The 11940-nt window shown below is 73.7% G+C and carries 11 protein-coding genes; 5 read left to right on the top strand and 6 right to left on the bottom strand.

Features of this window, described 5'->3' with window-relative positions:
• Positions 1–262: 262 nt before the first annotated feature.
• Entirely contained in the window at positions 263–862 is a 600-nt protein-coding gene (locus ABJI51_RS23300) for a hypothetical protein (RefSeq protein ID WP_348953410.1), read from the bottom strand.
• A gap of 40 nt (positions 863–902) precedes the next feature.
• Here ABJI51_RS23300 and ABJI51_RS23295 point away from each other — a divergent pair, with 40 nt between their 5' ends.
• The gene (locus ABJI51_RS23295) at positions 903–1439 is read left to right on the top strand and encodes a GtrA family protein (RefSeq protein WP_348953409.1); all 537 of its coding nucleotides are present in this window, start codon (positions 903–905) and stop codon (positions 1437–1439) included.
• On the opposite strand, the gene ABJI51_RS23290 is transcribed toward ABJI51_RS23295, so the two are convergent.
• The gene (locus tag ABJI51_RS23290) at positions 1329–2030 is read right to left on the bottom strand and encodes a GNAT family N-acetyltransferase (protein WP_348953408.1); all 702 of its coding nucleotides are present in this window, start codon (positions 2028–2030) and stop codon (positions 1329–1331) included. The genes ABJI51_RS23295 and ABJI51_RS23290 overlap by 111 nt on opposite strands.
• Positions 2031–2546: 516 nt before the next feature.
• Positions 2547–3743 (bottom strand): PucR-like N-terminal domain-containing protein, encoded by a 1197-nt coding sequence (locus ABJI51_RS23285; protein WP_348953407.1) that lies wholly within the window; start codon positions 3741–3743, stop codon positions 2547–2549.
• Positions 3744–3950: 207 nt separating this feature from the next.
• Here ABJI51_RS23285 and ABJI51_RS23280 point away from each other — a divergent pair, with 207 nt between their 5' ends.
• On the top strand, positions 3951–5156 hold the full coding sequence (locus ABJI51_RS23280) for a PucR-like N-terminal domain-containing protein (RefSeq protein WP_348953406.1): 1206 nt from the start codon (positions 3951–3953) through the stop codon (positions 5154–5156).
• Here ABJI51_RS23280 and ABJI51_RS23275 read toward each other — a convergent pair.
• Positions 5119–5373, bottom strand: a complete 255-nt coding sequence (locus ABJI51_RS23275; RefSeq protein WP_348953554.1) for a hypothetical protein — start codon at positions 5371–5373, stop codon at positions 5119–5121. The two genes, ABJI51_RS23280 and ABJI51_RS23275, sit on opposite strands and share 38 nt — an antisense overlap.
• Positions 5374–5597: 224 nt before the next feature.
• Between ABJI51_RS23275 and ABJI51_RS23270 the strand changes: the two genes are divergently transcribed.
• The 3 genes from ABJI51_RS23270 (at position 5598) to ABJI51_RS23260 (ending at position 9320) form a co-directional block, all read left to right on the top strand.
• Complete coding sequence (locus ABJI51_RS23270) at positions 5598–6530, top strand: alpha/beta fold hydrolase (protein ID WP_348953405.1); 933 nt, start codon at positions 5598–5600, stop codon at positions 6528–6530.
• A 215-nt stretch (positions 6531–6745) separates the two neighbouring features.
• On the top strand, positions 6746–8101 hold the full coding sequence (locus ABJI51_RS23265) for a PucR-like N-terminal domain-containing protein (protein ID WP_348953404.1): 1356 nt from the start codon (positions 6746–6748) through the stop codon (positions 8099–8101).
• A gap of 25 nt (positions 8102–8126) precedes the next feature.
• Entirely contained in the window at positions 8127–9320 is a 1194-nt protein-coding gene (locus ABJI51_RS23260) for a PucR family transcriptional regulator (protein ID WP_348953403.1), read from the top strand.
• A 157-nt stretch (positions 9321–9477) separates the two neighbouring features.
• On the opposite strand, the gene ABJI51_RS23255 is transcribed toward ABJI51_RS23260, so the two are convergent.
• Together ABJI51_RS23255 and ABJI51_RS23250 are read right to left on the bottom strand one after the other, a co-directional pair.
• Positions 9478–10623 (bottom strand): KR domain-containing protein, encoded by a 1146-nt coding sequence (locus ABJI51_RS23255; RefSeq protein WP_348953402.1) that lies wholly within the window; start codon positions 10621–10623, stop codon positions 9478–9480.
• Entirely contained in the window at positions 10620–11939 is a 1320-nt protein-coding gene (locus tag ABJI51_RS23250; RefSeq protein WP_348953401.1) for an AMP-binding protein, read from the bottom strand. The genes ABJI51_RS23255 and ABJI51_RS23250 overlap by 4 nt, the downstream gene beginning before the upstream one ends.
• Position 11940 lies beyond the last annotated feature (1 nt).

The following is an 11940-nucleotide window of genomic DNA, read 5'->3' as shown; positions in this document are numbered from 1 at the left end:
TTGCGGCCCGGCGGCAACCGGGCGCCGGGCGCTGGTCGCCGGATCCGGTCGCCGTGGCCGGGAAGTGGCTTGCGTGCCCGCCCAACCGGGCGCTGGCCCCCGGATCCGGCCGCCGTCACCGGGGCACCGCTGCCCGGAGCCAGGCAGCTTGCGTCCCCGCGCCAACCAGACGCGGGTCCCCGGTTCCGGCGCCGTGGCCGGAACGCTGCCGCCCGGAGCCAAGCACCCAGGCAGCCGGTCCCGCTGTCCCCGGCTCCGCCGCTCAGCGGTTCCAGCCGCCACCATGGCCCGGCCGCTGCTGCCACGAGCTGATCACCGAGCTGACGTAGTCGCGCCACTGGTCCTCAGGGGACTCCGGCTGCGAAGTCGTCGCGTCGGGACCCGCCGGCTTGCGGCCCGCGGCGGCCGGGGCGCTGGTCGTCGGCTCGGCGGAGTGGCGTACCTGGGCGGTGAGCGGGGGTGGTGCCTGGGTCGCGCTCATCGTCTCCACCGCGTCGCTCGAGGTCGGCGGCGGGGCCGGGGCGGCGGTGGGCGCCCCCGGTGGCGGCACGGCCGTTCCGGCCACCTGGTGCGGCTGGACCAGCACCACCGCGGCCAGCCCGAGCGCGGCGAGGGCACCCGCGGCGAGGACGTACGGCTTCGCGCGGCGGGACCCGTCGGCCGGCGGGGCCTCCTGCGGGCGCTCCTCCGGCTCTTCGGCGGCCAGTTCGGCGTCGAGGATCGCCAGCGGGTCGAGCTTGGGCTCCGGTTCTTCGGCGAGCTTGGCGTCGAGTTCGCCGCGGATGACCAGCGGCTTCGTCTCGGAGAGGTTGACCAGCTCGGCGACCGAGGGGAGCTCCTCGTCACCGCCTGTGCGTGCCATCCCTAGACCTCCACCCCGTCGAGTGTCACCTGGAGGAACCATGCCCGAGCCGCGAGAGCTGCTCCGCTTCGCCGTCGTCGGCTTGGCCGCGTACGGGGTCACACTACTGGGCGACTACAGCCTGAAGCTCACCGTGTTCCGTGAGAAGCCGGTGACCGCCCTTTTGTTCGCGACGGTCGTCTCGACGGCGTTCGCGTACGTGCTCTCCCGCCGCTGGTCGTTCGCCGCGCGCGGCGGCCACGGACGGCTGCGGGAAGCGACGGCGTTCTTCGCGGTCAACGCGGGCGCGGTCGCGGTGAACCTGGTGCCGCCGCTGGTGTCGCGGTACGTGCTGCTGCTGTCCGTTCCCCATGTGGGTTACCTGGCGCAGGAGATCGCGGACTTCGTCGCCGGGATGGTGCTGGGCACGCTCCTGGGGACGGCGTTCCGCTGGTGGGGGTACCGCAGGTGGGTGTTCCCGCGCCGGTCAGCGCCACCAGTCGGAGTCGCCGAGGGTGACGAAGCCGAGCTTCTCGTACAGCGGCCGTCCGGCCCGGGAGGCGGTCAGCGTGACGGGCAGGTCCTGGAAGTGCCGTAGGACGGCGTGCATGATCTCGCGGCCGACGCCCTTCGAGCGGTGCTCGGGCAGGGTGGTCACCCAGTAGACACCGCCGACGCCGCCGTGGGTCATGGTGAGGCACGCGCCGGCGTGGTCTCTCCGGAGGAACAGGTCCGCCGATTCCAGCAGAGCGGGCGGGAAGGTGACGCCGGGTTCGTACGGCTGGTACTCCTCCAGCTCGAAGCCGTTGACGATGATGTCTTCGGCTTTCCGCAGGTCGGCGGCGGTCCGGACCAGCTCGGTCTCGGTGGGCCCCGGCGCCGGCGCCGGTTCCCTGACCATGACCGGCAGCTGGGCGGCTTTCATGCCGAGAGCGGCCAGGTCGAGCACCTGGAAGGGATCCTCGACGACCACGGTCCGGCCGTCGGCCCGCCGCGCCCGGGCCAGCGCGGTGAGCTCCTCGACGTCCACCCCGGGATGCCGCACCATGATCCGGAACCGCCGCCCGTCGACGGCGGTGAAGGAAGCGTGTTCGTGGACGACATCCCCGCGCGAACGGGCCACGGCGGACCACATGGCGATGGCGTTGTCGGATGCCTGGTGCAGACGCTCGGCGAGCAAACCGGTCATGCCGGGCAGCCTAGGGCCGGATTGGCCCGGTTCCCAGTGCCAATCCGGACGTCGGCGACCAGGCCACTTCGGCGCGATGGCGCGGCTTCCGGCCGCGACCCCGCGCCCCAAGGCGGCCTTCGGTGCGCTGGTGAACACAGCGGCGCGAAGCGCCTCGGTTGAGGGCGGCGGTGGGGGCATGGGCGGAGCACCCAAGGCGGCCTTCGGGGCATCCAACCCAAGGCGAACGGGCATTGGATGGCCTACCGCCCGACGGGCACAGCGCAGGCCCGGCGCGGCCGGGGAGAGGCTCACCCCAGCGTCTTGAATGACTCATTCAGGACCTCCGAAGACCTGAATGAGTCATTCAAGACACCCGTCCCGCACTCCTGCCGCGAGCGTCACCGGATTGTCCACAGCCCGCGCGGAATGTGGACAACCCGGCAGCCGGCCGGGCAATCCGCGGGTTTTGTCGGTCCCCGCCGGTAGACTGGTCCAGGGGACGCCCCCCAAGGGAAGGGCGGGGGCCGCGGCCGGTCACTCCTCCCCGGGCAACACCCGCTCCGCCAGCAGTGCCAGCTCCAGCCGCAGGCGCTCGCCCGGGTCGTCGAGGCGCTCGCCGAACAGCTCGCCAAGCTTCTTCAGCCGGGCGCGGATCGTCTGCGGGTGCAGGTCCAGCTGCCGTCCCAGCTCCGGGGCGCTTCCGCGGGTGCGGACCAGGGCCAGCAACGTCTCCGCCAGCTGCTCGCGCCGCTTCCCCGTCACCTCCGCCAGCGGCGCCAGCGTCGTCGACGCCAGCTGGGCCACCAGGAACTCGTCCGCCAGCAACAGCAGCGTCGTCATGTGGTCGCGGCACCAGATCACCGGGCCCGGGACGTCGAGCAGGCCGCGGGCCGCCAGGTCGATCGCGCGGCGGGCGATGCGGAACGACTCCGGGGCCTCGGCCGGGGCCACCAGCGGGCCGACCGCCGCCGTCCAGCCCGGCGGGAGGGCCCGCAGGCCTGCCAGGTCCGTGTCCGGGGCCGGGGTGAGCGCTGCCGGCGGGTCGCCCGACGGGTCCGCCGGGACGTGTTCCGGCAGCAGGTCCGGCGGGAACTCCGGGGCTCCCGGCAGGGCACGGAATGCCACCGCGGCCACGCGTGACGGCACCGGGAGGCCGGAGGCCGCCACCAGACCGTCCACTTCGGCCGGTGTCCGGCCGCCGATCAGCGCGCGCAGCAGACGGCGGTGGCGCTCGCCCGTTCCGGACACCGCCGCCTCGGCCGCGCTGTAGCCCTCCGCGACCGCCGCCATCGACGTCTCCACGTCGGCGAACATTCCCTCCGCCGCGCCGTACAGGACGTCACTCGACAAGCCCGCTTCCCGCGCGATGTCGGCGATCCACCGCCACGTCACCCGGCTCGACACGCGCACCGCCGCCTGCACGGCTTCGCGGCTCACGCCACTGTGGAACGCCTCGCGCCCGTGGCCGCGGAACTCCGCCAGCCGGTCGGCCTGCCACATCGCGGGCGTGCCGACGCGGTCGATGTCACGCTCGATGCCGCGCCGGGCACGCTCGATCGCCGCCTCCCGCCCCGCGCCGCCGCCGAACCTCGCGGAATATTCCGGAATCTCGGCGGCGATCGCGTCGATGCAGGCACGGGCGATCTCCGCGATCCGCGGCCGCACCGCGTCGCCCAGCTCGGACGGCAGGCGGGACCACACCGAAGCGTCCGGGGCAACGGGACCGCGCATGGGGAATTCAATCCTCCACTCGGGAATCGGCGCTGCGGAAATAGTCTCCGGGAAACCCCCTGCGCCATCTGACACGGAGCGTAGGACGCCCACCCGTCCGTGTCAAAAGTCCGGGCGTGCGTCACCCTTTCAGGGCGCAGTCGTTGATTTTTCAGTGACACACCCGGGTATAGGCTCTGCCCACACCGGACTCCAAGGGGGATTTTCGTGGTCGAGTACCGCAGCTTCCGCCTGCTGGCCTCGCTGCCGCGCGCGCTGGGCGCCGGGCTGCGCCCGCACATCGGGTACGCCGCGGCCGCGATGATCCAGGAGGTCCAGCGCACGGTCCCGGCCTACGCCCAGCCGCTCAAGGGCATCTTCGGCAAGGTACTGGTGAAGAGCGTCGAGTTCGCGGTGCAGCACTGCATCGACTCCATGGGCGCGCCGGACCTGTCCCACGAGCACTGGATCGAGTTCTACCGCGACCGCGGCCGGATGGAGTTCACCGAGGGCCGCAACCTCGACGCCCTGCAGGACACCGCCACGATCGGGGCCAGGGTGGCCTGGCGGGCGATGCACCCCGCGGTCGTCGCCGCCGGCGTCCAGCCCGCCGTCATCTCGGTCGCCGCGGAGGCCATCTTCGCCTACGTAGACGAGCTGTGCGCGACCGCGATCGAGGGCTACCAGCAGGCGCAGGCCGAGGCCGAAGGCACCGTCCCGGTCCGGCGGCGGCGCCTGCTGGAGCTGATCGTCGAGGCCCCGGAGGGCGCCGCGAGCAGCATCGCCGGCCTGGCGGGCGGGGCGGGCTGGCCGCTGCCGGAGACCGCCGCGATGGTCGCGCTCGAACGCGGCCCCGACGCCGCGGACTTCCCCGCCGACCTGCTCGGCGACGGCGTTCTGGCCAACCTCGACGACCCCGAGCCGCACCTGCTGACCCGCGATCCGGACGCCGAGCTGGCGCCGCTGGCGGCCAAGCTCGACGGCTGGCGGGCGGCGGTGTCGCCGACCGTGCCGCTGGCCGACGCCCCTGCCGCGCTGCGCACCGCGCGGCGGGCCCTGCAGCTGTCCGGGCCGGACATCCCCGGCCCGATCATCTGGTGCCGCGACCACCTGGCCACGCTCTGGCTGCTCGCCGAAGACTTCCTGGCCGCCGAGCTGGCCCGGCAGAGCCTCGACCCGTTCGAGTCACTCGGCGAGAAGCAGCGTGAGCGGCTCAGCGAAACCCTGCTGGCCTGGCTGGAGACCCGCGGTGGGGCACCGGAGATCGCGCAGCGCCTCGGCGTCCACCCGCAGACCGTCCGCAACCGGCTGCGGCAGCTGGACGAGCTGTTCGGCGACCGCCTCAAGGACGCCGACGACCGGCTCGGCATGCAGCTGGCGCTGCGGGCCCAGCGGCTCATGCGCGCGCACCGGCCGCCGGACGGGGAACGCTGACCACGCCCTTGCCGTGGTAGCGGGACCGGCCGCCGTCCCGCGGTTCGACCGCCTCGTCGGTGCCGGTCGACGCCCCGGAGGGCACCGTCCGCTCTTCGCACCGGGGCCGCCCGGTCATCGGCACGGTCAGCAGCCGCCGCCACGGACGCAGTCCCGGCCGCCGCCGCGGCAGGGCCTGCCCCGGCGCGGGGAAATGGAAACTCGCGCGGCAGGACATCAGCGCGTCCGGTGCGTCATTGCGACCATGGTCCGAAGAAATACCTGCCATCCCCGGGGAATGTCGATACGCATTCGGAGTGATACCGGGAAAACCCGCACGAAGGACCGGGTGCGGACGGCCGTTCTTGTCACGCCCGTCGCCGATTCTTCCGTGGTGGTGTTCGCCACATCGGGTTCGCGGGCCGGACTGGCCTATTTTCGGGGCCACGAGAAAGGCCGCCGATGACACTCGAGACGTACGCCCTCACCCTGCACGGCCGCCGTATCCGCCTGCACGAGCACGTGCCTCCCGACGGCGGCGGCGACGAAGCGATCGTGCTGCTGCACGGGATCGCGGGCAGCGCCGAAACGTGGGCGCCGGTGCTGGCCCGGTGTGCCGCGTGGAACCGGCGCGTACTGGCGCTGGATCTGCCCGGCCACGGCGAATCCGAGGCACCGCGCACGGATTACGGCCTCGGCGCGCTGGCGAGCGTCGTGCGGGACGTGCTGGCGGTGTCGGGCGTGCGGCACGCGACCGTCGTCGGCCATTCGCTCGGCGGCGGCATCGCCCTGCAGTTCGCCTACCAGTTCCCGGAAATGTGCGACCGGCTGGTGCTGGTGGGCAGCGCCGGGCTCGGCCCGGAGGTGAGCCCGGTGCTGCGGGCCGCCGCCCTGCCGGGCGCACCGGTCACCCTGGCACTGGCGGTCAACCGCGTGACACTCGCGATCGCGCGGGCCGTCGCGCGGCTGGGACGGCGGCTCGGCGGCTCGCTGAAACCCGAAACCCGGGAACTGGCCCGGCATTTCGGCTCGCTGGCCGATCCGGCGCGGCGGCGGGCGTTCCTGTTCATCGCGCGCAGCCTGATCGACCTGCGCGGCCAGCGGGCGAGCGCGCTGGACCGGCTCTACCTGGCCGAAACCGTGCCGATCCTGCTGGTCTGGGGTGCGCGTGACCCGCTCATCCCGGTGACACACGGGCGGCGCACGGCCGGGCTGCTGCCGGACAGCCGCTTGACCGTGCTGGAAAACGTGAAACACTTTCCACATGTGGCCGACCCCGACGGGTTCTGCCTGCTGCTGAACGAGTTCGTCACGGGGACCACGCCCGCGCGGCTGACGCTCGACGACGTCGTCGAGCGGCTCATGACCGCGAACGTCCGGCGCACGCCCCTCTAGAAAAGTTGTCACCCGCGCACCATCCCCCGTCGGCGGAAGTGTCACCTCCCCTCGCGCCGCTCCACCCGTTCGGGTGTAGTCCGGAAGGGTTACCGCAAAGTCAGCGGAGAACCCGTTGACAGTGCCGTTCGCGCGAAATTATGTTGCCTGAGCCACAAAATCTGGATCGGCTTCGACGACGAAGAGGCCGATTTTGTTGCCAGCAAGGATAAAACATGACCGACGTGGACACCGGGTTCGCCGTCCCCGCACTGCGGGCCGAGCGGCCACATCCCGGCCAGCGCTCTTCCGGACCGGCCTACCGGCAGCAGTCCGTGTCGGCCGACCGGCCCCGGACCGTCTATCCGCCCGCCCCGCGAACGCCGGCGGAACCCCGGCCCGCCCGCGCTTCCGGCGCGATCGGGCTGTGGGCGTCGCTGCCGCGCGAGCTGGCGATCCGCTTCAAGCCGCGGGTCGATCCGCTCGCCCGCGCCATCCTGCAGGAGGTGCAGCGGGCGGTGCCCGAGTACCGCCAGCCGCTGGAGGGCGCGTTCGGGCACATCATCACGCAGGGTGTCCGGCAGGCGATCATCCAGTGCCTCGACAGTGTCGGCACCCCCGGTGCCGTGCCGCTCGAGACGTGGACGACCGTCTTCCGCAACCTCGGCAAGATCGAGTTCAACGAGGGCCGCAGCCTCGACTGCCTGCAGACCGCCTACCGCGTCGGCGGGCGGGTCGCGTGGCGGCACATCTCCGAGTTCGGGCAGGCCGCGGGCGTCTCCGCGGACACGCTGTGCACGAGCGCGGAAGCCATTTTCGCCTACGTGGACGAGATTTCGGCGTTGTCGATCGAGGGGTACACGGCCGCGCAGACCCGGGCCGCGGGCACCCGCGCGCGGCGACGGCGGCGGTTGCTGGAGCTGCTGCTCGCCGACCCGCCGTCCGCGCCGCAGACCATCGCCGCGCAGGCCGCCACCGCCCAGTGGGCGCTGCCTGCCGAAGTCACCGTCGTGGCCCTGGAACCCCGCGCCGACCAGCACAGTCTCGCGGCACCGGACCTGCACTCCGACGTCCTCGTCGACCTCGAAGGCGCCGAGCCGTGCCTGGTCACCGGGGCACCGGACAAGCACCTGCGGAACCTCGCCGAGCGGATGCCGGGCTGGCGCGCGGTGATCGGCCCGTCCGTGCGGCTCACCGACGCGCCGCGGTCGCTGCTGTGGGCGCGCCGGACGTTGAAACTCCTCCAGCGGGGCGTGCTGCCGGACGTGCCGGTGACGCGCTGCACCGACCACCTGTCGACGCTGTGGCTGCTCTCCGACGAGTTCCTCGTCCGCGAGCTGTGCGCGCGCAGCCTGGCGCCGTTCAAGGACCTGACCCCGAAGCAGCGCGCGCGGCTCGGCGAGACGTTGCTGATCTGGCTGCAGTCCCGCGGCAGCGCGCCCGAGATCGCGAAGAAGCTCAAGGTGCACCCGCAGACCGTGCGCTACCGGATGCACCAGCTCATCGACCTGTTCGGCGACCGGCTCAACAACGCCGACGACCGGCTCGACATGGAGATCGCCCTGCGCGCGGAGGCACTCCTCGGTTCCTGACGTTCTCTCCACAATGGGGTGGGTGATGGCGGGATCTCCCGTCGAAACGGCCTACGGGCCGATGCTGGGCGGCGACGGCAGGCCGGGACAGCTGTGGGCCATGCTCCCCCGCGAGCTGGCCGCGGTGTTCCGGCCGCGGATGCTGGACGTCGCCGACGAGGTGCTGCGCGAGATCCAGCGGACCATCCCGGACTACGCGCGGCCGCTCGACGGCGCGTTCGGCAAGGCGCTGCGGGCCGGTGTCCAGGCGGCGATCCTGCAGTTCATCGACCGGATCGCCGCGTCCGGCCCGCTGCCGGACGACCGCCGGAAGCTGTTCGTCAGCCTGGGCGTGCACGAGCTGGCGCAGGGCCGCAACCTCGACGTCCTGCAGGCGGCCTACCGGGTCGGCGCGCGGGTGACGTGGCGGCGGATGGCGGAGGTGGGGACGCGGGCGGGCGTGCCGTCGGCCACGCTGTGCCTGCTGGCCGAGGCGATCTTCGCCTACATCGACGAGCTGTCGGCGTTGTCGATCGAGGGACACGCGGCCGCGCAGGCACGGGCGGCGGGCGCGCTGGAACGCCGTCGCCGGCGGCTGCTGGACCTGCTGCTGGCTGACCCGCCGTCGCCGTCCCGGACGGTCCAGGAAGCCGCGACGGCGGCGGACTGGCCGTTGCCGCACCGGCTGGTCGCGGTGGCGCTGGACGGCCCCGCCGACGTCACCGGGCTGGCCGCTCTGGAGGACTTCGAGGACGGCACCCCGCGGCTCCTGCTCCCGGCACCCGCGGACCGCGCGGCACTGACGGCGGCATTGTCCGGCCACCGGGCGGCGGTGGGACCGCCGGTGCCGCCACGCCAGGCGGGCCGGTCACTGGCCACGGCCCAGGAAGCACTGCGGCTGGCCGGCAACGTCCTCCCGGACGAGCCGTTGACCTGGTGCGAGGACCACCTCGCGACGCTGTGGCTGCGGAAAGAGCCGTTCCTCGCCACGGAAGTGGCCCGGCGGCGCCTGGCCCCGCTGACGGCGTTGACCCCGAAGCAGTACAACCGCCTGGCCGGGACGTTGCTGGCCTGGCTGGAGACGTGCGGCAACGTCCGCGAGGTCGCCGACCGCCTGGCGATCCACCCCCAGACGGTCCGCGCCCGCGCCCAGGAACTGGAGACGTTGTTCGCCGACCAGCTCCGCAATCCGGACGACCGCTTCGAGATGATCCTCGCCCTCCGCGCCACCCTCACCTGACCGTGTCGACCCCCCAATCACGAGTGTCGTCCCTCTGATCACGCGTGTCGTCCCTTCCCGCACGACGAGCCTGTGCGGCAAGGGGAATCCCGCGTGATCAGAGAGGCATCACGTGTGATTGGGAGGGCATCACGTGTGATTGGAGGGACGACGCGGGTCAGAGGCCGAGGGCCGAGAAGTAGGGGCGGGGCAGTTCCGGGACCTGGCCCGTGCCGATGCGGAGCGTGGCCGCGGGGAGGCCGCGGGAGCGGCGCCAGGCCGCGAACGCCTCCAGCCAGGCGTCCGCCGTTGCCGCGGTCATGGGGCCCGGGGCGCCGAACAACGCCGTTGCCGACGAACACAGCAGCCACCACTCCGGCGGGGTTTCCGCCGTGGCTTCGTGGAGCCGGCGGGCGCCGAGGACCCGGGTGCGCCAGCCCGCCTCGACGTCGTCCGCGAGGACGCCTGCCGCGTGCACCATTCCCCGCAGCGGCAGGCCGCCCGCCGTCGCCGCCGCGATCAGCCGGTCCGCGACGCCCGGCTCGGCGAGGTCGCCGTCGACCACCACGAGGTCCACTGAGGACAGTTCGGGGGCGTCGCAGCCGCACAGCACGATCCGGGTGGCGCCGGTGTCCGCCAGCCAGCGGGCGGCCACCAGCCCGAACGTGCCGGTGACGACGTACGCGCCCGGCCCCGACGGCACCCCGCCGAACCGCGGGACGCGGGTGAGCCGCGCCGCGTACCGGACGTCGTGGCGCCAGCTCACTTCGTCGTCCGGCGCGTCCGAGCGCAGCTCGCGCACCAGAACGTCCACATCGGACCGGACGTCGACGTCGACCAGGCTCGCCCGCAGGTCCGGCCGCTCGCACGCGAGCACCCGCACCAGTCCGCGCAGGAACAGCAGCCCCGGCTCGCCGCCCGCCTGCGTGACCAGGTGGAACCGGATGCCGGGGTCGAGCCGTGCGATGACCGAAAGCACCGTGAGCAGCAGCTCCTGCGCGTCCTCCGGCTCGTGGTAGGCGTGCGGTGCCCCGGTGAGGAAGACGACGCCGCGCACCGGCCGCCCGGCCAGGATTCCGGGCAGCTCGTCGAGGTCGTCCTGCGGCAGGGACAGCGCCTCGTTCCCGGTTTCGGCCAGCGCCAGCGCCAGTGCGACGGCCCGGCCGAGCGCGGCCGGGTGCTCGTCGGTGAGCAGCAGCCACGCCCCCGGCGGCAGCGGCGGGACCGGCGGCAGCGGCACCTCCGGCCACGTCACGTCGAACGCCGCGGTGGCGAACGGGACGCCCGGCGACAGCGCGCGCTCGTCCTCCACCGGCCCGGTCACCGCAGGCCGTCCGCGGTGAGCAGGCCGTCGAGGTAGCGGTCCCGGCACTGCGCGCGGCTGCGCGGTGGCTCGCCCGCGGGCAGCACGACGACCCGGCGCAGCGTGAGCCCGTGCCGGGTCACCACCGCGTGCCGCACCGCCCGCTCGACCTCGCCGCGGGGCGGCACGACCCCGTCGGCCAGCGCCAGGACGACCACCGGATGCTCCCCGGGGACGGCGAACGCGGCCACGCCGGACGGCCGGATCGCCGGATGCGCCTGCCCGGCCGTCGCCTCCACGTCCTGGGGGTCGAGGCCGGCGACGAGGTCGCGGCCGGTGACCGACAGCCTGCCGGACTCGTCCAGGACGCCGAGGTCGCCGGTCCGCAGCCACCACCGCGGCTCGGCGTCGCCGGCGAGCAGCGCGCAGAAGACGCGGGCGGACTGCTCGGGCCGGTTCCGGTAGCCGCGCGCGACGTTCGGCCCGCTCACCCAGATCTCGCCGGTCTCGCCCGGCGGGACCCGCCGCCCGTCCGGGTCCACGATCGCGACCAGCTGCCCGGCCGGGTGTCCACATGCGACCAGAGCCGTGGCCTCGGCCCGGACGTAACACACCCGCAGCGCGAACACTTCCCGGAGCCGGTCCAGATCCGGGTCGGCTGCGTCGGCCAGGGCGACCGCGAAGCCGGACGGCGGATCGGCGAGCAGGTGCCTCCGGTCGTGCACGACCGCGGGCACGCCCGTGACGACCGGCACGGCCACCCCGAGCAGCAGGCCCAGCGGATCGCTCGGCGGCAGCCACGTCACGACGGCGTCGTCCCCCAGCACCTGCGCCGCCTGCCGAGCGTTGGCCAGCACGTTCGCGTGCGTGACCATCACCCCGCCCGGGTACTGCAGGTAGGCGACGTCGTCGGCGAGCACCGGGGCATCGGGGACGGCGGCGGCGTCCGGGACGGCGTCCACCGCGAGCACCCGGTGCCCGCAGGTCTCCAAAGTGGACAGAAAGCGCCGGACCGGGGCCACGGTCTCCGCGGTCGCCAGCACGATCGACGGCTCGGCGTCGGCGAGCACACCGGCCCGGCGGTCCGGGCCCACCGGAATCGCGACCAGCCCGGCGCGCAACACGCCGAGGAACGCGACGACGTAGTCGGGCGAGGGCGGGACGAGGATCGCCGCGCGCTGTCCCGGCTCGGTGACCCGGCGCAGGGCCGCGGCGACGGCGGTGACCCGGCGGTCCAGCGCGGCCCAGGTCACCCGGGTGCCGGTCCAGGTCAGCGCCGTCTCCTCGCCCGCCACCGCGGCCCGGTAGGCCAGCAGCTTCGAGAGGGTCGTGAACATG

Source organism: Amycolatopsis melonis (assembly GCF_040064235.1).
Lineage (GTDB): Bacteria > Actinomycetota > Actinomycetes > Mycobacteriales > Pseudonocardiaceae > Amycolatopsis > Amycolatopsis melonis.
This window is presented reverse-complemented; position numbering and strand designations above follow the sequence as displayed.

Excerpts from the sequence above, each read along its gene's own strand:
- ABJI51_RS23300 (WP_348953410.1), bottom strand. The coding sequence starts at position 862 with ATGGCACGCACAGGCGGTGACGAGGAGCTCCCCTCGGTCGCCGAGCTG.
- ABJI51_RS23295 (WP_348953409.1), top strand. The coding sequence starts at position 903 with ATGCCCGAGCCGCGAGAGCTGCTCCGCTTCGCCGTCGTCGGCTTGGCC.
- ABJI51_RS23290 (WP_348953408.1), bottom strand. The coding sequence starts at position 2,030 with ATGACCGGTTTGCTCGCCGAGCGTCTGCACCAGGCATCCGACAACGCC.
- ABJI51_RS23285 (WP_348953407.1), bottom strand. The coding sequence starts at position 3,743 with ATGCGCGGTCCCGTTGCCCCGGACGCTTCGGTGTGGTCCCGCCTGCCG.
- ABJI51_RS23275 (WP_348953554.1), bottom strand. The coding sequence starts at position 5,373 with ATGTCCTGCCGCGCGAGTTTCCATTTCCCCGCGCCGGGGCAGGCCCTG.
- ABJI51_RS23270 (WP_348953405.1), top strand. The coding sequence starts at position 5,598 with ATGACACTCGAGACGTACGCCCTCACCCTGCACGGCCGCCGTATCCGC.
- ABJI51_RS23265 (WP_348953404.1), top strand. The coding sequence starts at position 6,746 with ATGACCGACGTGGACACCGGGTTCGCCGTCCCCGCACTGCGGGCCGAG.
- ABJI51_RS23260 (WP_348953403.1), top strand. The coding sequence starts at position 8,127 with ATGGCGGGATCTCCCGTCGAAACGGCCTACGGGCCGATGCTGGGCGGC.
- ABJI51_RS23250 (WP_348953401.1), bottom strand. The coding sequence starts at position 11,939 with ATGTTCACGACCCTCTCGAAGCTGCTGGCCTACCGGGCCGCGGTGGCG.